At 68.3% G+C, this 18,275-nt stretch carries 17 protein-coding genes, 1 pseudogene and 1 riboswitch; of the genes and pseudogenes, 10 read left to right on the top strand and 8 right to left on the bottom strand.

Annotation, left to right across the window (positions count from 1 at the left end; all coding sequences use genetic code 11):
- Positions 1 to 5: 5 nt before the first annotated feature.
- Both AC0KS4_RS24495 and AC0KS4_RS24500 read right to left on the bottom strand, forming a co-directional pair.
- Positions 6 to 1,214, bottom strand: coding sequence for a thiolase family protein (locus AC0KS4_RS24495; RefSeq protein ID WP_238957217.1), 1,209 nt, complete (start codon positions 1,212 to 1,214; stop codon positions 6 to 8).
- 8 nt (positions 1,215 to 1,222) lie between these two features.
- On the bottom strand, positions 1,223 to 3,448 hold the full coding sequence (locus AC0KS4_RS24500; protein WP_238957218.1) for an acyl-CoA dehydrogenase: 2,226 nt from the start codon (positions 3,446 to 3,448) through the stop codon (positions 1,223 to 1,225).
- A gap of 157 nt (positions 3,449 to 3,605) precedes the next feature.
- Here AC0KS4_RS24500 and AC0KS4_RS24505 point away from each other — a divergent pair, with 157 nt between their 5' ends.
- Together AC0KS4_RS24505 and AC0KS4_RS24510 are read left to right on the top strand one after the other, a co-directional pair.
- The gene (locus tag AC0KS4_RS24505) at positions 3,606 to 4,202 is read left to right on the top strand and encodes a TetR/AcrR family transcriptional regulator (RefSeq protein WP_225327955.1); all 597 of its coding nucleotides are present in this window, start codon (positions 3,606 to 3,608) and stop codon (positions 4,200 to 4,202) included.
- Positions 4,203 to 4,204: 2 nt separating this feature from the next.
- A pseudogene (locus tag AC0KS4_RS24510) lies at positions 4,205 to 4,327 on the top strand (sulfotransferase family protein); the annotation flags it as partial.
- On the opposite strand, the gene AC0KS4_RS24515 reads toward AC0KS4_RS24510, so the two are convergent.
- Entirely contained in the window at positions 4,279 to 4,860 is a 582-nt protein-coding gene (locus tag AC0KS4_RS24515) for an MFS transporter (RefSeq protein ID WP_308011549.1), read from the bottom strand. The pseudogene AC0KS4_RS24510 and the gene AC0KS4_RS24515 sit on opposite strands and share 49 nt — an antisense overlap.
- A riboswitch (Fluoride riboswitch) is annotated at positions 4,844 to 4,924 on the bottom strand. It overlaps the preceding gene by 17 nt.
- 255 nt (positions 4,925 to 5,179) lie before the next feature.
- Between AC0KS4_RS24515 and AC0KS4_RS24520 the strand changes: the two genes are divergently transcribed.
- Positions 5,180 to 6,259, top strand: a complete 1,080-nt coding sequence (locus AC0KS4_RS24520; protein ID WP_225327957.1) for a DUF190 domain-containing protein — start codon at positions 5,180 to 5,182, stop codon at positions 6,257 to 6,259.
- A 22-nt stretch (positions 6,260 to 6,281) separates the two neighbouring features.
- On the opposite strand, the gene AC0KS4_RS24525 is transcribed toward AC0KS4_RS24520, so the two are convergent.
- Positions 6,282 to 7,175, bottom strand: a complete 894-nt coding sequence (locus AC0KS4_RS24525; RefSeq protein WP_225327958.1) for a fructose bisphosphate aldolase — start codon at positions 7,173 to 7,175, stop codon at positions 6,282 to 6,284.
- Positions 7,176 to 7,522: 347 nt separating this feature from the next.
- Between AC0KS4_RS24525 and AC0KS4_RS24530 the strand changes: the two genes are divergently transcribed.
- Positions 7,523 to 7,900 (top strand): STAS domain-containing protein, encoded by a 378-nt coding sequence (locus AC0KS4_RS24530; protein ID WP_225327959.1) that lies wholly within the window; start codon positions 7,523 to 7,525, stop codon positions 7,898 to 7,900.
- A 33-nt stretch (positions 7,901 to 7,933) separates the two neighbouring features.
- The gene (locus AC0KS4_RS24535) at positions 7,934 to 8,404 is read left to right on the top strand and encodes an ATP-binding protein (protein ID WP_225327991.1); all 471 of its coding nucleotides are present in this window, start codon (positions 7,934 to 7,936) and stop codon (positions 8,402 to 8,404) included.
- 13 nt (positions 8,405 to 8,417) lie between these two features.
- On the opposite strand, the gene AC0KS4_RS24540 is transcribed toward AC0KS4_RS24535, so the two are convergent.
- Together AC0KS4_RS24540 and AC0KS4_RS24545 are read right to left on the bottom strand one after the other, a co-directional pair.
- A complete protein-coding gene (locus AC0KS4_RS24540; RefSeq protein WP_225327960.1) occupies positions 8,418 to 9,497 on the bottom strand; it encodes a phosphotransferase family protein in 1,080 nt (359 codons plus the stop codon).
- Positions 9,494 to 10,630, bottom strand: coding sequence for an Rv3169 family protein (locus AC0KS4_RS24545; RefSeq protein ID WP_225327961.1), 1,137 nt, complete (start codon positions 10,628 to 10,630; stop codon positions 9,494 to 9,496). The genes AC0KS4_RS24540 and AC0KS4_RS24545 overlap by 4 nt, the downstream gene beginning before the upstream one ends.
- A 121-nt stretch (positions 10,631 to 10,751) precedes the next feature.
- On the opposite strand from AC0KS4_RS24545, the gene AC0KS4_RS24550 reads away from it, so the two are divergent.
- From AC0KS4_RS24550 to AC0KS4_RS24570, 5 genes are all read left to right on the top strand, one after another.
- A complete protein-coding gene (locus AC0KS4_RS24550; RefSeq protein ID WP_225327962.1) occupies positions 10,752 to 11,372 on the top strand; it encodes a TetR/AcrR family transcriptional regulator in 621 nt (206 codons plus the stop codon).
- A 102-nt stretch (positions 11,373 to 11,474) separates the two neighbouring features.
- Complete coding sequence (locus AC0KS4_RS24555) at positions 11,475 to 12,611, top strand: ecdysteroid 22-kinase family protein (protein WP_225327963.1); 1,137 nt, start codon at positions 11,475 to 11,477, stop codon at positions 12,609 to 12,611.
- A gap of 126 nt (positions 12,612 to 12,737) precedes the next feature.
- Positions 12,738 to 14,498, top strand: coding sequence for an N-acyl-D-amino-acid deacylase family protein (locus AC0KS4_RS24560; protein WP_225327964.1), 1,761 nt, complete (start codon positions 12,738 to 12,740; stop codon positions 14,496 to 14,498).
- Positions 14,499 to 14,510: 12 nt separating this feature from the next.
- Positions 14,511 to 15,839: an aromatic ring-hydroxylating oxygenase subunit alpha gene (locus AC0KS4_RS24565; RefSeq protein ID WP_225327965.1), complete on the top strand. Its 1,329-nt coding sequence runs from the start codon at positions 14,511 to 14,513 to the stop codon at positions 15,837 to 15,839.
- A gap of 184 nt (positions 15,840 to 16,023) precedes the next feature.
- Positions 16,024 to 16,284 (top strand): hypothetical protein, encoded by a 261-nt coding sequence (locus tag AC0KS4_RS24570; RefSeq protein WP_225327966.1) that lies wholly within the window; start codon positions 16,024 to 16,026, stop codon positions 16,282 to 16,284.
- A 5-nt stretch (positions 16,285 to 16,289) separates the two neighbouring features.
- Here the strand turns inward: AC0KS4_RS24570 and AC0KS4_RS24575 are convergent, their stop codons facing one another.
- Both AC0KS4_RS24575 and AC0KS4_RS24580 read right to left on the bottom strand, forming a co-directional pair.
- On the bottom strand, positions 16,290 to 16,946 hold the full coding sequence (locus AC0KS4_RS24575; RefSeq protein WP_225327967.1) for a response regulator transcription factor: 657 nt from the start codon (positions 16,944 to 16,946) through the stop codon (positions 16,290 to 16,292).
- Positions 16,943 to 18,160, bottom strand: coding sequence for a sensor histidine kinase (locus AC0KS4_RS24580; protein WP_225327968.1), 1,218 nt, complete (start codon positions 18,158 to 18,160; stop codon positions 16,943 to 16,945). Before AC0KS4_RS24580 ends, AC0KS4_RS24575 begins: the two co-directional genes overlap by 4 nt.
- Between the last annotated feature and the right edge of the window lie 115 nt (positions 18,161 to 18,275).

The raw sequence follows: 18,275 nt of genomic DNA on the forward strand, positions 1-18,275 counted from the left end.
GGTGATCAGTCCCCCTCGAGGATGAGCGTGGTCTGCTCTGACAGGATCCCGCCGTTGCCGGACACGAAGGCGCGGTGGCAGTCGGCGACCTGCGCCGCCCCGGCGCGGCCCATGATCTGGCGGGTGGCGTCGCAGACGTGATGCATGCCGCCGGCCAAACCCGCCTGGCCGAAGCCCAATTGGCCGCCGGCGGTATTGAGCGGGAAGTCGCCGCGGAAGGTGAGGTCGTGGCCGGCGACGAATTCCATCCCCTTGCCCTTCTCGCAGAAACCGGCATCCTCGAGCGAGAGCAGCACGGTGATGGTGTAGCAGTCGTAGATCGAGACCATGTCCATCTGGTCCCGGGTCAGGCCCGTCATGGCGAACGCCGTGTCGGCGGCGGCGGCGATCGGGGTATGCAGCAGGTCCTCGGCGTAGGTCGGCGTCTTGAACGGCACGTGTTCGCCAAATCCCTTGATCCACACCGGTCGATTGCGTGAGCGCTTGGCGAGGTCCGCGTTGGCGACCACGACGGCGGCGCCCCCCACGCACGGCATGACGATCTCCAGCATGTGCAGCGGGTCGGCGATGACCGGGCTGGCCAGGACGTCATCGACGGTCAGCGGCTTGTCCTTCCAGATCGCGCCTTCGGTGTGGTTGGCGTTGGTGCGCTGGTCGACGACGATCTTGGCCATCGCCCGCTCGTCGTAGCCATAGACCGCCGCATAGCGTTGGGCCACCTGGCCATACGGGCCGTTCTGGCCGAGGTTTCCGTACGGGATCTCGAATTCGGCCTGGGGAGAGCCGTATTGGTTGCTCGACGACCCGAAATACAATGCGTCGCCGAGCGATCTGGGTTTCATCGGTGACATCGGGGTGATGTACCGGGCGGGCAGCGCGCACAGCACCGCGTCGCAGATGCCGAGCTCGACGGCGGCGGCGGCCCGCCACACCATGGCCGCGGCGCTGGCGCCGCCCAGGTCCACGTGTTCGGCGAACCTCGCTCCCACCCCGAGGTATTCGGCGATGGTGGAGGGGACGAAGATCTCCGACTCGGCCAGGTGTGACGCCACGATGCCGTCGACGACGTCGAAAGGCAGCCCCGCATCGGCGAGTGCGGCGGCGCCGAGTTCCGCCCATTGTTCGATGACGAAGGGGGCGGGTGACGCCTTGGTCATGCGTTCGGATGGAAGTTCGACGTACCCGACGATCGCGGCCTCGCCACGTAATCCCATGAGCTGTCCTACTTTCGGGGTAGTCCGAGGATCATTTGGGCGATGATGTTGAGCTGAATCTCCCTGGTCCCCCCGCCGATGAGCTCGGCCGGCAGATGCAGATACGGTTCCACGACCGCGCTGTCGGCGTCGTCGACCATCGCGACCTGCCCGGTGAGCTGCAGCGTGGCCTGGAAGGTGCGCCGCAGCAGCACATTCATCGCGACCTTGGCGATGCTGGACGCCGGGCCGGACGCCTGCCCGTCGAGTAGCCGAATGGTTTCCCGCACCCCGAGCGCCCTGATCGCGTTGATGTAGGCGTCGAGCTCGCCGAGCGCACGCAACGCGTCGTCGCGGTCGGGACCGGGTTGCGCGGCGAGCCGGCGCAGTGCGACGGCGCGGTCGAACTTGACGTATCCGCCGATGGCCGAACGCTCTTCGGCCATCGTGGCGATCGCCAGGTTCCAGCCGTCGGTCGGGCCACCCAGCAGCATCTCGTCCGGAACAAAGACGTCATTGAGGAACACCTCGTTGAAGTGTGCCTGCCCGGTCGCCGTCTTGATCGGCTGGATCTCCACCCCGGGGGAGCGCATGTCGAGGATGAAGTAGCCGATCCCGCGGTGCTTGCTGGCTTCGGGGTCGGTGCGCGCGAGTAGCGCACCCAGGTCGGCGTATTGGGCCAACGACGTCCAGATCTTGTGGCCGTTGATCCGCCAGCCGCCATCGACCTTGGTCGCGCGGGTGGCCAGCGACGCGAGGTCGGAGCCGGCTCCCGGCTCGCTGAACAGCTGGCACCACAGGATGTCGCCGCGCTGCGTCGCCGGGATGAGCCGCTCCTGCAGGTCTTTTGGCGCGGCGGCCAACACCGAGGGCAGGATCCATTCGGCGATGTTCAGCGAGGGCCGAACAAGCGCGGGCCGCTTGGCGAACTCCTCGTCGATGATCAGCTGTTTCAACGGATCCGCATCGACCCCCCACGGCGCCGGCCAGTGCGGCGCCATGAGGCCGGCGTCGGCGATCAACGTGCGTTGCGGCCCGGTGGCGAGGTGCTCATAATCGCCGTGCGGTGCGGGCTTATCGTTGCGCAACTGCAGGGCCGCATCGAGCTTCTCGGCCACCCAGGATCGGAATTCGGGTTCCGCGCCACCGAGATTCACCGACATGTCGCGCGTCTGGGTGCAGGTGAGCTCCCCGAGCCGGCGCGCCCAGCGATTCGCCGGACCGATCGATCCCGCCAAGCTGATGGCCCGCCGCCAGTACAGGTGCACGTCGTGTTCCCAGGTGAAGCCGATGGCGCCGAGCATCGTCAACGCGTCGAGCACCAGATCCGGGGCCGGCGAGATGGCGATCACGGCCGCGCCGGCGGCGGCCATCCGGTGCTGGTCGAGTGCTTCGTCGACGGCGCGCACCGCGTCCCAGGCCGCCGCGGTGGCCAACTCGCTGTTGACCAACAGCATTGCCGCACTGTGCTGTAACGCCTGGAAGGTACCGATCACCTTGCCGAATTGTTCGCGGCTGCGCAGGTGGGCGGTAGCGGCCTGCACACACCACTGGACGATGCCGGCCGTCACGCTGGCGACGAATCCCACGAGCACGCAGCGTGCGCGCTCGGGGTCGATGCCGGTGAGCATCTCGGCTTCCGTCGCGGTGTAGTCGTCGAGGCGCACGATCCCTGCATCGCCGACCAGGTCCGTGCCCGAGACGGGTTCGACTGTCACCGTGGGCTTTTGGGTGTCGACCGGCACCCAGACGACGTCGCCGTCCCGGGTCCGCGCGCCGACGAGGATGATCCGCGCCGCGCACACGCCCGTGGTGACCTCCGACGCGCCGCCGAGAACCCACCGCCCGTCCTCGGCCCGCGCGTGCAGGTCGCCGTCACCCGGAAGCACCACGGCGGCGGTGACCCCGGCCGCAAGGTCACGCACCAGTGATTGCGCGCCCGGTGTCGGATCGGCGAGCAACGCGACCGCACCGGCGGCCACCGTCGGCAGCAGCGGACCGGGCAACAGCGACTTACCCGCCGACTCCAGCACGCATGCGGCGTCGATCAGCCGTCCGCCCTGGCCGCCGAGGTCCTCCGGGAGGTGCACGGCATGAAACCCGTTGGCGACCAGCGCATCCCACCATGCGGGGAGGCGGCCCGCCGCGAGCTCATCGAAGCTGTCGCGCGTCGCGGCGATGGGCGCATTCCGGGCGGCGAACTGCTCGACGGCGTCGCAAAGGTCCTGTTGTTCCGGGCTCAGTCCCAGGGTCATGAGGGCGGCCGCAAAGTGACTGACGTTGGCCGCACTGACTGCTACCCTTCCGGCTCCTATTGCGAGTCTGACAAGACGGACCGTCTCGTCTTGTGGCAGACTACCGGGGGTAGTCAGGATATGTAAAGCTGGCCTGCGCAGCAGTGAGGACCACCAGATGCCAAGCGATCTCACCGAGGTGGGCACGCCGGCGAACTCGCCCCGGCGTCGCAGCGAGAAGTCCCGCACGGCGATCGTCACCGCCACGCGCGAACTGCTCCTCGAGCGCGGGTTCGACGGTCTGACCATCGAGGCGGTCGCCGCCCGCGCCGGCGTGGGCAAGCAGACGATCTACCGCTGGTGGCCCACCCGTCCCGCGCTGGTCGCCGACGTCATGCTGGAAGACGCCGACAGGCTGCTCGCGTCGGTCAGCCACAGCGGCGATCTGGCGGCCGATCTCGTGGCGTGGGTCGGCAAGCTGTTCACCAGCCTGACGACACCGCGGGGCTCGGCCATGCTGCGCACCCTGACCGTCGCCTGCATGGAACACGAGGACACCGCCGTCAAACTGCGCGCGGGATTCAGTGCGCCGCTGCACGATAGCGTGCGGGCCCGGTTGCTCGCCGACGGCATCGACGAGGCGACCGCCGAATCGGCCGCGGACGCCATCGTCGGCGGCGTGGTGTATCCGATCCTGTCGGGCGCGCAGCCCTACTCCCGGCGGCGGGCGGAACGGACCACCCGGCTCATCGTGGAAGCACTCATCGGCGGCTGACGGAGCCGCGGCCCGGCACCGAGCAGAAGATGCGCGAATTCCTCGCCTCCCATCCCTCCGACGGCGGGCACAGCCGCTACAGCTGGTCGGACACCGGGCCCAGGTTGTCACCCGCGCGCTCCAGGCCGAACGCTCGGCCGTGGGCCGAGGTCGGCGTGAGGGATGCCAGCAACGCGTCGCGCGAGGGTGACCGCAACCCACGCGACGCCCATGCCAGCGCACGCAACACTCCCGCCTGCCACACCATGGCCGCGAGCCCGATGGCGCCCGTGGCAAGGGCGGTGCCGAGGTAGCCACCGGATGCGGTGCGTGCGCGCTTACGCGGATCGTTGGCCAACGGCCCGCCCACGAGCTGCATCACGCCGACCAGCGCGTCGCTGAAGCCGTCGATGATGCCCAGGGCCGCCGCGGAGCCGTGCAACGTGCTGGTCAGGAAGGTCGGCAGCAGCGCGGTCGTGATTTCGTGGCCGGAGTCGGAGAAGAAGCTCGTCGCGCCGACGGCGCCGACGCCCGGCGTCAACCAGCGTTCGTCGGCGCTCGCGCGGGTCATTGGAGCTTGCGGCCGGAGAAATCGACGTGCGGGCCTGCCTCGCTGCGGGCGAGCCGGTTGTCGACACCGCTGATGGGCATGGCTCCACTTTCGATCGGTAGGAGCCATCAACCCGTGTGGGCGGTTCGGATGCTGAACGTCATCCCGGCGGAGATCCATCGCCGCGACGCCCAGCGTAGCCTCCGGTGCCCAGTTAGAACGACTCAACCGCGCGAATCCCACATCCCGCTCGCCGAAACGCCCGAAACATCAGAGGCATAACGGTTCTCCTGAATCCCGATCACCCAGGAACCGTTCGCGAGTCCCACCGCGGTTGTCGATTGCGTCCCCGCTCCGGGGCGTAGTATCTGGGCAATGATGGGACCGGGCGATGTCCCCGTCGATGGCGACATGAAAGCTCTTGTGTACCAATACTTGAGGTGCGGCGGTGGATGACGACTGCCTGAAGCTCACCACCTATCTCGCGGAGCGCCGGCGGACCGGCGATGGTTTTGTCTCCGACGTGCTGCTCGGTCTCTACGAGCAGCACCGCATTGCTACTAGCGTGGTGCTGCGCGGAATCAGCGGCTTCGGCACCATGCGCCACTTTCGCACAGATCAGTCGTTGACGCTGTCCGAAGATCCGCCCGTCGTGATCGTCGCGGTCGACACCAGAACGAAGATGGAGCCCCTGCTCGACCCCGTGCTGACGATCAAACAACGCGGCCTCGTCACCTTGGAGCGTGCGCGGCTCCTGCAAGACGACATCGGTTCCCCGCAACTACCCGATGACCCGGGCGACGCCGTCAAATTGACGATCTATGTTGGCCGCAAGCAACGCGTCAACGGGGCGCCGGCCTACATCGCGCTCTGCGATTTGATGCATCGGCGCGGCCTCGCCGGCGCCACGGTGCTGTTGGGCGTGGACGGTGTCGCGCACGGAGAACGCCAGCGCGCCAACTTCTTTGGCCGCAACGCTGACGTTCCGATGATGATCCTCGTCGTCGGCTCCGGCGAGCGCATCGGCCGGGTGTTGCCGGAACTCGCCGGGCTGCTGCGCACGCCCATATTCACCCTGGAACGCGTCCGCGTCTGCAAGCGCGACGGCGAACTCCTGGAACGGCCGCACGCCCTGCCCGGGGTCGACGAACACGGCCTGCCGCTGTGGCAGAAGTTGACGATCTACACCTCCGAATCGGCGCACCACGGCGGCGTGCCGATTCACCGGGCCATCGTGCAGCGGCTGCGCCAGGCCAAAACCGCGGACGGCGCCACCGTCCTGCGCGGTGTGTGGGGTTTTCACGGCGATCACCCGCCCCATGGAGACAAGCTGTTCTCGCTGACTCGCCGGGTGCCCGTGGTCACCATCGTGATCGACACCCCGGCCAGCATCGCCGAATCCTTCGACGTCATCGACGAATTGACCAGTCGCGAGGGCTTGGTCACCAGCGAGATGGTGCCCGCGCTGGTGTCCGACGAAGGCGACAGCGGGCAGGGCCCGCCGCGCATGGCCCGGCACCGCTACTAGCGGGTCGCCGCCATCGGGATAGTCAGCCCGCGATCGAGGCGTCGTAGATCGACTGGATCGCCTTGTCCAGCGTGGTGTTGAACTGCTCGTCGGACTGGTCGACGGAGAGCCCCTCGGTGAGCGCGCGGCTGAAGCTGGCGATCAGGCCGGTGTTCTTGGCCAGCAGCTCGTTGGCCTCCTCGCGCGAGTAGCCACCGGAGAGCGCGACCACCCGCATCACCTTCGGGTGTTCGATCAGCGGACGGTAGTAGTTGGCCTCGGTGGGCAGGCTCAGCTTGAGCATCACGCGCTGCCCGTCGGGCACGCCGGCGAGCTGCTTGGTGATCTCGTCGCGCAGGATGCTCTCGGCCTCGGCCTTGTCCGAGATCGAGATGGTGACCTCGGGCTCGATGATCGGCACCAGCCCGTGCGAGAGAACCTGGCGGGCGACCTCGAATTGCTGGGCGACCACGGCGGCGATGCCCTCGGCATTGGCGCCGCCGATCACCGACCGTTCCTTGGTGCCGAACACGCCCTTGCCCACGGCCCGCTCCAGCAGTTCGTCGAGCCCCGGCATCGGCTTCATCAGCTGGACGTCGTCGGCCGCGTCCGCGAGCCCCTTGTCGATCTTGAGGATCGGCACCACACCCTTGGTCTCCCACAGGTAGGTGGTCGACGGCTTGCCCTCGATCTCGCGGTCCATGGTCTGTTCGAACAGGATCGCCGCCAGCACCCGCTCACCGGTGAACGACGGGGCGGTGATGATCCGCGAACGCATCTCGTGGATGAGGTCGAACATCTCCTTGTCGGAGGAGTACGCGCTGTCCTGGATGCCGTACAGGCGCAGCGCCTTGGGCGTCGAGCCGCCGCTCTGGTCGAGCGCCGCGATGAACCCCTTGCCCGACGTCATCCGGTCCGCTTGCTGCTGGTTCGACATTGAACTCTTCACTCCCTCGTAATGGGCGCACCCGGCCGGGGAGGCCGCCGCGCTCAAGCCTGAATCGTGCCGATCATATTCGGCCAGCCCCAACCGGAGCAGACAGGCCGTCGCGGACCGCCCGCGCGGCGGGAATCGTGCAGCATTTTGAGGCGGGATCGCCGCGTGTCCTACCATTGACCAAACACTTGTAGCTGTATCTGCACTTAGCAGCGCAGATCGACGGGGTGGATCTCCCCCGTGGGCAAGCGTGTTCCCGAGGGGTTGAATCAGCAGCCCCCGGATTTGGCAGTGGCTGTACGAGAGCTAGCGGTGTCCCGCACGGGACCGAATGTGAGTGATGGACCATGGGCGAACAATCCGGCGATGTCGTCGATCCAACCGCTTTTGAAGTGGGCAAACACCAGGTAGATCAGGCGGTCGTGCTCACCGTCTCGGGCGAAGTGGACATGCTGAGCGCCCCACACCTGGCCGACGCCATCCAGACCGCGCTGGCCACCAAACCCGCGGCGCTCATCGTCGATCTGTCCAAGGTCGGTTTCCTGGCCTCGGCGGGAATGACCGTGCTGGTGACCGCGAAAGCAGAGGTCGAACCGCCGACGAAGTTCGCGGTCGTCGCCAACGGCTCGGCCACGAGCAGGCCGATCAAGCTGATGGGGATTGACAGCGTGCTCGCGCTGTACAGCAGCCTCGACGGCGCGCTGAGCGGTCTCGCCGGGGAATGAGCCTCGACTAGCGTGCGGACACACCTGGGGACGATGGGTCGCTCTGATCAGCCTCATCACGCGTCGAACGTCGATGACCGCACCCTGTTCGTGCGCACGCGCGTGGCGGCCGACGCGCGCAGCGCCGCCCGGGCCCGCGCCGAGTTCGCAGCGTGGCTGAGCCGGTATTTCACGCTGTGTGACGACCGCTTCAGCGATCTGCTCCTGGCGGTGAACGAAGCGATCGCCAATGCTGCGGAGTTCGCTTACGTCGACGCGACGCAGCGCGGGACGGTCGACATCAGAGCGGCCTACGACGGCGCCGCCGACACCCTCGCCATGACCGTCGATGATCGCGGCCGGTGGCGGCAGAAGATGCCGGCGCAGCGCCACCGGCAGATGCGTGGCCGCGGCATCCCGTTGATGGAGGCGCTCGCCGACGAAGCGGCCATCGACCGCACTCCGCAGGGCACCCGCGTCACCTTGACCTGGGCCAACCTGACCCGGTCCGCCTGCAACGCCTGAACGCCCGCGCCGCCTACCCGGCCAGCACCTGCGCAAGGCGGTCTTCGCGCGCCAGCACCGGCCCGTCGTCGACGGGCTCGTCGATTCCCAGCTCGGTGAGCCCGGCCTTGGTCAGCAACGAGGTCCCGTAGGCGGCGAGCGCGAGCTTTTGATCGTCGCTGTGGCCGTCCTCGACGAGCATCGCGCCGATGAGGCAGATGACGGCCATCTTGTAGGCGTTGAACGCCCGGTACCAGGGCCGGTTGGCGACCTTGATCCCACTGGCCGACTCGTAGTGCGCCAGCAGGGCATCGATGGCCGGGGCCGCGGGATGGCTGTTGATCCCGACGGGCTGCATCCACAGCATCTCGAGCCAGCCGATGTCGGTGAGCGGGTCGCCGATGGTCGTCATCTCCCAATCGAAGACGGCGCTCACCTCACCGGCGATGAAGGCGAAGTTGCCCGGCTTCGCGTCGCCGTGCACGAGCGTGACCCTCGGGCACGGGTCGGGCTTGCCGGCGAGCAGGGCCCGATGGAGGCGCTCCAGCGCGGGCAGGCGGCCGCGCTTGACCCGGTTCATCTCCGCGGCCCAGTGGCCCAGTTCGCGGTCCAGGTGGTTGGCGCCGTCGTCCAGGGCGTGCAGCCCGGTGCGGGAGAGGTCGACGGCGTGGATGGCGGCCAGTTGTTCGACCAGGCTCCGGCACATCCGGACCACCGTGTCGTCGGCGGCGCCGGCCGGCGGCTCCATTTCGTACACCTCGCCGGCGACCCGCTCCATCACGAAGAACGGCCGACCGAGCACCTCGCCGGTCGGTTCGAGCCACAGCGCCGGCGGGACCCGGACCGGCGTCTCGGCCAACGCGCGCAGGATCGCGAACTGGCGGGCGAGGTCGTAGGGCTCCAGCAGCGCGGGCGGCCGGGGTCGCAGCCGCAACACCACGTCTCGCCGGTCGTCCTGGCCGGCGCGCCGGGTGACGACGCGCAGCGTCATCATCTCGGCCGAGTGCCCGAAGCTCACCCGATCGATGCCCTCGAGGCGGAGGTCATCGGCATCGGGCACCTGGGCGCGCACCCAATCGCCCAGCCGCCGTTCCAGATCGGCCCCCAGCGTCACCGCCGAGCCCCTTCGCCGTCTTTCTGCAAGCGATCGACCGGGGTCTTGTCCTGGGTGAACGCGGACATGTCCATCGCCGTCCAGTTGGGGTAGCGGGTATAGCCCTGGCCTCCCAGCAGCAATTCGAAGATGCCCCAACCGGTGTCGCCGTCGCGCTCGAATCGCATCAGCTGGTCGAGCGCCATCGATTTGCTCTCGGTCTCGGACAGCTGCTCGGGATGGCTGCTGTCCCAGGCGAAGTGGATGAAGTAGGCGCCGCCGCCCAGGTCTTCGTATTGGCAGTGCGCCATCGGCAGCCCGTAGTAGGCGTTGACGTGCTGGTGGGGCGCCTCGGCGATGACACGATGGGCCCGTCCGTCTTCGTCGGTGAACACGAGCACCGCGCGGGTGGGTCGCTTGCGGGCGCCGTCGAATTCGACGTCGTGCTCGATCTTGACGAATCGTTTCGACAGCCTCCCATCCGCGTAGGTGATGCCCCCGTCGACGTAATGCACTGTGCCGTCAGCAGATTCGATGATCCACGCTTCGATGGCATGGTCGTCGAACCCGGCGTCGAGCCACAACCAGAAGTCGATCTTGTCCGAGACCCGCACGCCGAAGGTGCGGTCGCGGCCGCCGTGAAAGCCGTCGACGCTGATGCGTTCGCCGTCGATCGTCACCCAGCCGCTCCATCGCCCGGGTTCTTTCATGTGGTACATGTCGGCCAACATCTGACCGTCCTTGCCGCGCACCTTCATGGGCAACAGCTCCCACATCGGGGCGCTGGGTTCGTAGTAGAGCTCCCACTCGATTCCGGAGTTGTTGGGTTCGACGTCCAGTCGCCACTTCTTGAGCGGCTCGATGCAGGTCCAGCGCATCGGTCCGGCGCTCAGGTCATCGCGGTCCCCGCCGGTGACGGGCCGCCCGGACAGCAGGTCCCAGTGCCGGCCGTCGGCGAGGCTGACCTTGACGTAGCCCAATCCGCTGCCGGTGTTGGGGTTGTTGCCGTAGCCGCTGGCCAGCAGCATGGTGCCGTCCGGTGATGCGGCGAAGAAGTAGCACCGATCCGACCACGTCGGATCGGTGTTGTGCACCTGGTCGAACGTGCTCGGCAGCTGGTGGGTGAACGATTCGTCCGCGGCGGAATACGCCATCAATCGGCCTTTCTGGCTATGTTTATCGTTGCGCTGCAACATGTTTCGTCGGAGGATTCCCGCCCGCCCGGATCGGCATCCGATACCGAAGCCGCACAACGCATCCCGTAACATCGCCGCCATGGAACCGAGCCGGCGGTGGGGCGACGATCGCGCGATCCTCGATGACGAGGAGGCCCGTAGACGGATCCTGGAGGCCGCCGGCCGCTGCATCGTCCGGCGCGGCAACACCCAGTTCCGCATGGGCGAAGTCGCCGACGAGGCCGGGGTGTCGCGCTCGACGGTGTACCGCTACTTTCGGGGCCGCGACGATGTCCTGCTGGGCCTGATGCTGGCGCGTATCGACACCGCGCTCGACGAGCTGGTGCGCTCGCTGCCCGCGCCCGACGACCCCGTGCGATCGGTGCCCGAGATGGTGCTGGCGCGCGTGGAATCGGTGGACGGCAACCCGCTGAACGAAGCACTGTTCGCGGCCGAGAGCACCGCGGTGGCCTCGGCGCTCGAGAAGGGGTCCGAACCGATCGTCGAGCTCCTGCTGCGGCATTACGGCCCGTTGCTCGACCGCTGGAAAGCGGCGGGGCTGCTCTACCCCGATGTCGATTTCCGGTCGATCGTCCAGTGGTTGCACAGCGCGACCCTGTTTCTGCTGGCGCCCTCGTGGCGCTACCGCCCCGCGGCCGACAAACGCGAATTCGTCGAACAGCTCGTGGTGAGGGCCCTGGTTCCACAGATCAGACAATAATCGTCTATTGTCTGATGTCCAGACGTTCGATTGGTTTTCTCCGACGGCGTTGGTGTCGCTGACGCGGCAGCGGGGTCGGGCTGAAAACCGGGGTGGATGGATATGAAAAATCTTGTGGGACAAGCCTTCTCCTTCGCCGGCTTGGCCGCGCACCTGGGCCGGGGCGCGGGCCGGGTGGTGGCCGATGCGGTGGTGGGTGGCCGGTTCGGCTTGCCGCGGACGGTCGAAGAGATCGATCCCGCGGTCCTTTCCCGGGTCATCGGAACCACCGTCCGGTCGGTCCGCGTGCTGAGCAGGGACGCGGGCACCTCCTCGCGGGCCCGGCTGGTGCTGACCGGCAAGGACGTCCCGGAGTCGGTGTTCGTCAAGGTCGCGGCGAAGACCGCCGCCACCCGCCTGATGGGTGAGCTCGGCCGGCTCGGGCACACCGAGGTGCGCTTCTACCGCGAGCTCGCGCCCCAGGTCATCGGCGTCCCCTACTGCTACGGCGCGGCGTTCGACCCGTGGACGGGCCGGTACCTGCTGGTGCTGGAGGATCTGCCGGCCGAATCGTGCGAGTTCCCTGACACCTTGCACCCGCTGTCGGCCGACCAGGCCGGTCTCATCGTCGAGCTGTTGGCCGAGCTGCACGCCACGTTCTGGGGGCGGCTGCCGCGCGACGGGCGCGGGCCGCTGGGCTGGCTGTATACGCCGTCCGGCGACGTGACGTCGTTGTTGACCGGCTCGCTGATGCACAGCTCGATCAAGCGGCTTGCCGAGCGCACCACGATTCCGGTGGAAAAGGGCGGCTTCATCGCCGACAACTACCGCGCCGTGGCCGCGCTCATCGACGCTCCCCCACACACCGTCATGCACGGCGACGCCCATCCCGGCAACATGTACTTCCACGGCGGCAAGGCCGGGCTGCTGGACTGGCAGGCGGTGCGACGCGGGCACCCCTCCCGCGAGCTCGCCTACACGCTGATCACCAGCCTGACCCCGGAGGACCGGCGGGCCAGCCAACGCGACCTCCTCGACGACTACCGGCGGGCGCTGGTGGCGGCCGGCGGCCCCGAGCTGGACCGCGACGACCTGTGGCTGCGGTTCCGCCAGGGCGCGCTGTACGCCTATGTCGCCCCGCTGATCACCACCGGGATGGGGGGAATGCAGGTCGAAGAGATCGCCATGGAAGGCCTGCGCCGCGGCGTCGCCGCGCTCGACGACCTCGAGACCGTCGCCGCCCTGAAGAGTTCTCTGTAAGGCTCGCGAATTCGGCTGAAGCTATTGCCTTCCCCGCGCCACGAGTTACGCTACCTACCGTAGCGAAATGCTGTGCGCCTTCCGCTCAGCCCTCCGAGACAGCCCGCGGCGGCGAAGAGGAGTCTCATGTTCGACCTGAAGATCACCGGTGGAACCATCGTCGACGGCACGGGCGCCGAGCGCTACCGCGCCGACGTCGGCATCAAGGACGGCAAGATCGTCGACGTCGTCCGCCGCTCCGCCGACGGCCCCGAGATGGGCGGGGAGGCGGCCGAAACCATCGACGCCACAGGGCATGTGGTGGCCCCCGGCTTCGTCGACATCCACACCCACTACGACGGCCAGGTGACCTGGGACGGCTTGCTGGAGCCGTCCAGCGGCCACGGCGTCACCACGATCGTGACCGGCAACTGCGGCGTCGGCTTCGCGCCGGTGCGCCCGGGCACCGAGCAGTGGCTGATCGAGCTGATGGAGGGCGTCGAGGACATCCCCGGCACCGCGCTGACCGAGGGCATCACCTGGGGCTGGGAGACCTACCCGGAGTACCTCGACGCGATCGGCAAGCAGAAGTTCTCCGTCGACGTGGGCAGCCAGGTGGCCCACGGCGCCATCCGCGCCTACGCGATGGGCGAACGAGGCGCGCGCAACGAACCCGCCACCCCGGACGACATCGAGGCCATGGGCCGGCTGGTTCGCGAGGCGATTGAAGCCGGCGCGCTGGGCTTCTCGACGTCACGCACGATGGGGCACCGCGCGATGGATGGCGAACCGGTTCCCGGCACGTTCGCCGCGGAGGAAGAACTGTTCGGCCTGGGCCGCGCCATGGCGGCCGGCGGCCAGGCGGTGTTCGAGCTGGCCCCGCAGGGCGCCGCGGGCGAAGACATCATCGGCCCCAAAAAAGAGCTGGAGTGGATGCGGCGCCTCAGCGGCGAGATCGACCGCCCGGTGTCGTTCGCGCTGATCCAGGTGGACGCCGACCCGAACTTGTGGCGCGAGATGCTGGACCTGTCCGCGGACGCACACGCCGCGGGCGCCCGCCTGTATCCGCAGATCGCGGCGCGCCCGTTCGGCATGATGATCGGCTTCCAGGGCCATCACGGCTTCAGCCACCGCCCCACCTACCGCCGGTTGAAGGCCGAGTGTGGCCGCGAGGAGCTCGCGCAGCGGCTCGCCGATCCCGCGGTGAAGGCGGCGATCCTGTCCGAGGACGACCTGCCCGTGGACCCGACCCTGTTGTTCGACGGCATGTTCGCGTTGGTGCAGCACTCGCTCGGACGGCTCTACTCCCTGGGTAACCCTCCCGACTACGAGCCGACGCCCGACCGCACCGTCGCGGCGATCGCCCAGGCCCGCGGCGAGGATCCGTTGTCCACGCTGTACGACCTCATGCTCGAGTCCAACGCGACCAACATGCTGATGCTGCCGATGTTCAACTACGCCGACGGAAACTGCGACGCGATCCGCGAGATGATGCTGCATCCCGCCGGCGTGCTCGGGCTGTCCGACGGCGGCGCGCACTGCGGGATGATCTGCGACGCTTCGTATCCGACGTTCCTGCTGACGCACTGGGCGCGGGATCGCAAGCGGGGCGAGAAGCTGTCGCTGGAATACGTGATTCGCAAGCAGTCCCGCGACACCGCCCACCTGTTCGGCCTCACCGACCGCGGCACCATCGAGCCCGGCAAGAAGGCCGACATCAACGTCATCGACATGGATGCGCTGAGGCTGCACCCGGCGGCGATGGCCTTCGACCTGCCGGCCGGGGGAAACCGGATCCTGCAGGGCGCCAGCGGATATGCGGCGACCATCGTCAGCGGGACCGTGACCCGTCGCAACGACGTCGACACCGGGGCCAGGCCCGGACGCCTGGTCCGCGGAGCGCGCTGAGAGCTCCGCCCGATGGCAACGGCGCGCACCCGCTCGCACGTCGACGAGGATGCGATCGGCACCCCGCCGGAGAACCCGACGCTGGTGCCGGCCGAGCGTTACTACTCCCCCGCCTTCGCCGCCCTCGAGGCGGAGCGGATGTGGCCGAGGGTGTGGCAGCTGGCGTGCATGGTCGACCACGTCGCGGAGCCCGGCGACTATTTCGAATACCGCTGCGGGCCGTACGGGGTGCTGATCGTCCGTGACGACGACGGGGAGCTCCGCGCGTTCCAGAACGTGTGCCGGCATCGCGGCAATTCGTTGTGCACCGGCTCGGGTTCGGGCCTGCGCGAACTCAAGTGCGGCTATCACGGGTGGACCTGGGACCTGGCCGGCGCGCTGAAACGGGTGCCGAACCGCAAGGGCTTCGGCGGGCTGCGCATGTCCGACTTCCCACTGATACCGGCCCGCGTCGCGACGTGGGCGGGACTCGTCTTCGTCAACCTCGACCCGGGCGCGATGCCCCTGATCGAGTACCTGGAGGCGGTGCCCGACGACATCGCCTGGTGCCATCTGGAGGACTTCCGCTGCTACGCCACGCTCACCGTCGACGTCGACGCCAACTGGAAAACGATCGCGGACGGCTACAGCGAGACCTATCACATCCAGACCCTGCACCCCGAACTGCTGCGTTGCGTCGACGATATCCATGCGCCGCAACGGATTTGGGGTCACACAGGTAAGTCGGATCAGCCCTACGGCGTGCCGAGCCCGCGCTTGGGCGGCGCGCTGAGCGACGAAGAAGTGTGGGACGCCTACGTCTACACCCAGGGCGCGCTGATGGGCGCGGCCGAGGGCACGCCCTTCCCGGCCGACGAACGACGCCCCGGACAGACGGTGGCCGAACTGATCGCCGAGCGAACCCGGGCCTTCGCCGCGGGCCGTGGCGTCGATCTCAACTGGGCTGACACCGACCGAATGACCCGACTGCACCAGTACAACGTGTTCCCCAACATGACCTTGTTAGCCAACGCCGACCACCTCACCGTCATGTGTTCGCGACCGGGCGCCTCCCCCGACAAAGGCGAGCTGGTGATGTTCTTGATGACCCGGATGCCGCCGGGCGCGCCGCGCACCAAGCCGACCGATGTGCGGATGGCCGCCGAGGCGGCCGAGCCGGGCATCGTGCTCACCCAGGACATCGCGGTGCTCCCCGGCCTGCAGCGCGGCATGCACCAGCCCGGCTTCACGCATCTGGTTTTGTCCAGCGAGGAACGTCGCGTGATCAACATGCACCGCAACCTGGAGCGCTACCTCGACCTGCCCGCGTCGCAGCAAATGAGCGGCGGCGCGGCGAAATGACCTCTCGCAACATAGTTCGTGTACACACGGCCAAAGTGGCCCCGGGCGATTTAGAATCCGGCTTGTGATGACCCCGTCTTACCCCTGGGGGGACGATCGAGGGCAACTTTCGCGCCAACTACGGCTGCCGTATCACACGCTCCGCCGACGGCGGGCGCGCCGTCTGTGCCACAGTTTCGAGCGGGTGGGTGTTCGGACGGCACCGGAGCGGCTGCGCGAAATGGTGGCGGGCGCGCCGCTGGCCGCTCACGAATTGATCAACGTGAATTTCGCGCTGATCGCGATTCAGCTCGACCGCGAGTCTCGCGCGGCGCGATACAAGCGGCTCAAACAACGCGGTACCCGTTCGCTGATGTTCGCGGGCCTGGTCATGGTGGTGCTGAACTTCCTCGTGTGCATGGCCTACGTGCTGCTGAACCTCGCCGAGCAGTCGGCGCCGCTGTAGCACCCTCAGCGCGGGGCGACGATGCCGTTGTCGTACGCATACACGATCGCGGCCGCGCGATCGCGCAAGTCGAGCTTGCCGAAGATCCGCCCGATGTGGCTCTTGACGGTCACGCCGGAAATGCAGAGTTCGCCGGCGATCTCGGTATTGGACAGGCCCTGGCCGATCAATGTCAGGACGTCGAGCTCGCGGGTCGTCAGCTCGGCGATCGCGGTGCCGCGCGGGCCGGGGGCCGCCTTGCGGTACGTGGTGAGCACCCGCGAGGTCACCGCGGGATCCAGGTAGCTGTCTCCGCGGGCGACCGCGCGCACCGCGCGGATCAGCTCTTCGGCGGAGGAGTCTTTGAGCACGAAGCCGGCCGCTCCGGCGCGCAGCGCCCCGGACAACAGCTCGTCCTCGTTGAAGGTGGTGAGCGCGAGCACCGGCGGCCTGCCGCCCAGCCGGCGGGTCGCCTCGATGCCGTCGACGCGGCGCATCCGCAGATCCATCACGACGACGTCGGGTCGATGCTCGGCCACCGCGGCGGGCACCTCGTCGCCGTCGGCGCACTCCGCGACGATGACGAAACCGTCCTTGCGGCGCAGGATTCGGCGCAGCCCCGAGCGCACCAGGTCTTGGTCGTCGACGAGCAGCACGGCGATCTCGGGCCCCGGGTCGGTCACAGCTTGCACCACCGCGGGCGCCAGCTGGTGTCGCCGTCGTGCAGCGGTATCTCGGCGCGCACCGACCACCCGTCCGGGGTCGGGCCGACGTCGAGGGCGCCGCCGAGCAGGTCGACGCGCTGGCGCATGCCGCGCAGGCCGCGCCCCTCCGCCGATCTCGCGGCCACCACCGCGGCCGGGAGCAGATTGCTGACCGCGAGCCGGGCCGACGCCGGCGAAATGTCGAGCACCACACTGGCTTTCGATTCGGGCGCGTGCTTGGCGATGTTGGCCAGCGACTCCTGGGTGATGCGGTAGAGCCCGAGACCCACCGCGGCCGACACGTGATCGGTGGGTCCCTCGACGCACAGCGTGACGGCCAGGCCCGCTTGCTGAAAGCCCGCGACGAGCGCCGGGACGTCGTCGATGCCGGGTTCGGGCGTGGTCTGCGCCGTTTTGGTCGGCCAGTTGTCGAGCAGCCCGACGGTACGGCGGATGTCGGCCATCGCCTGCCGGCCCAGCTTCTCGGCCTGCTCCAGCGCATCGACAGCGTCGTCGACGTCGCGATCCTGCTGCAGCGCGCGGCGCGCACCGGTCACATGCAACAGGGTGATGCTGAGCGAATGCGCGATGACGTCGTGCACTTCGCGCGCGATGCGCCGGCGTTCGTCGGCGGCGGCGTGCGCGGCCAACAAATTCTGCGCCTCGATTTGTTCGGCCAGCAGCAGCCGCTGGGCGCGCATCACGTAACCGAGCAGCCACGCCACCGCGACGAAACCCAGGTACAACGCGATCGCGTCGAGGCGGTGCAGCGCCGACGCCGTGAGCAACAGCGCGGCCGCCGACACCGCGGCCAGCAAGCCGCCCAGCACCGAGGCCAACGTCGCGACCGACAACACCATCAGCACCAACAGCGCCGGTGCGAAATCGGCCTGTATGGGCGTCGACGTGCCGAAGAGCGTCAGCGCGGTGGCCGCCGACCAGGTCGCCCACAACGGCCACGGCGTGATTTTCATATTGAAGACGAAGAACGCCAGCTCGGTTGACAGGGCCAGGGCGAACGCGGCCAGCGACACGGGCAGGTCGGCCGCGGGCCGCTGCAGCGTCCCGATCACACCGCCGAGCACGAGGCTGACGTCGACGGCGATCAGCGACGTCCACGTGATGCCGACGGGAAGCAGCTCGCTGCGTCGGCGAAGCTGCTCCCGCACGTGATCCGCTGCGGCGCGCAACATTGTCCAATCCTAGAAGAGCTGAGCGCCCCGTCACATCCTGCTGGGGTCGGCACCCGTCTCCGCCCGTGGTAGGAGACAAAGACTGCACTTCGGCACGACGCGCGGCCGGCGGCCG

It is taken from the genome of Mycobacterium sp. NTMscope_MAC_12 (assembly GCF_976985675.1).

Bases quoted from the DNA above. Each gene is read 5' to 3' on its own strand.
- AC0KS4_RS24530 (WP_225327959.1), top strand. From the start codon at position 7,523: ATGGGCGAACAATCCGGCGATGTCGTCGATCCAACCGCTTTTGAAGTG.
- AC0KS4_RS24515 (WP_308011549.1), bottom strand. From the start codon at position 4,860: ATGGCTCCTACCGATCGAAAGTGGAGCCATGCCCATCAGCGGTGTCGA.
- AC0KS4_RS24580 (WP_225327968.1), bottom strand. From the start codon at position 18,160: ATGTTGCGCGCCGCAGCGGATCACGTGCGGGAGCAGCTTCGCCGACGC.
- AC0KS4_RS24535 (WP_225327991.1), top strand. From the start codon at position 7,934: ATGGGTCGCTCTGATCAGCCTCATCACGCGTCGAACGTCGATGACCGC.
- AC0KS4_RS24505 (WP_225327955.1), top strand. From the start codon at position 3,606: ATGCCAAGCGATCTCACCGAGGTGGGCACGCCGGCGAACTCGCCCCGG.
- AC0KS4_RS24500 (WP_238957218.1), bottom strand. From the start codon at position 3,448: ATGACCCTGGGACTGAGCCCGGAACAACAGGACCTTTGCGACGCCGTC.
- AC0KS4_RS24495 (WP_238957217.1), bottom strand. From the start codon at position 1,214: ATGGGATTACGTGGCGAGGCCGCGATCGTCGGGTACGTCGAACTTCCA.
- AC0KS4_RS24565 (WP_225327965.1), top strand. From the start codon at position 14,511: ATGGCAACGGCGCGCACCCGCTCGCACGTCGACGAGGATGCGATCGGC.
- AC0KS4_RS24545 (WP_225327961.1), bottom strand. From the start codon at position 10,630: ATGGCGTATTCCGCCGCGGACGAATCGTTCACCCACCAGCTGCCGAGC.
- AC0KS4_RS24560 (WP_225327964.1), top strand. From the start codon at position 12,738: ATGTTCGACCTGAAGATCACCGGTGGAACCATCGTCGACGGCACGGGC.
- AC0KS4_RS24555 (WP_225327963.1), top strand. From the start codon at position 11,475: ATGAAAAATCTTGTGGGACAAGCCTTCTCCTTCGCCGGCTTGGCCGCG.
- AC0KS4_RS24550 (WP_225327962.1), top strand. From the start codon at position 10,752: ATGGAACCGAGCCGGCGGTGGGGCGACGATCGCGCGATCCTCGATGAC.
- AC0KS4_RS24525 (WP_225327958.1), bottom strand. From the start codon at position 7,175: ATGTCGAACCAGCAGCAAGCGGACCGGATGACGTCGGGCAAGGGGTTC.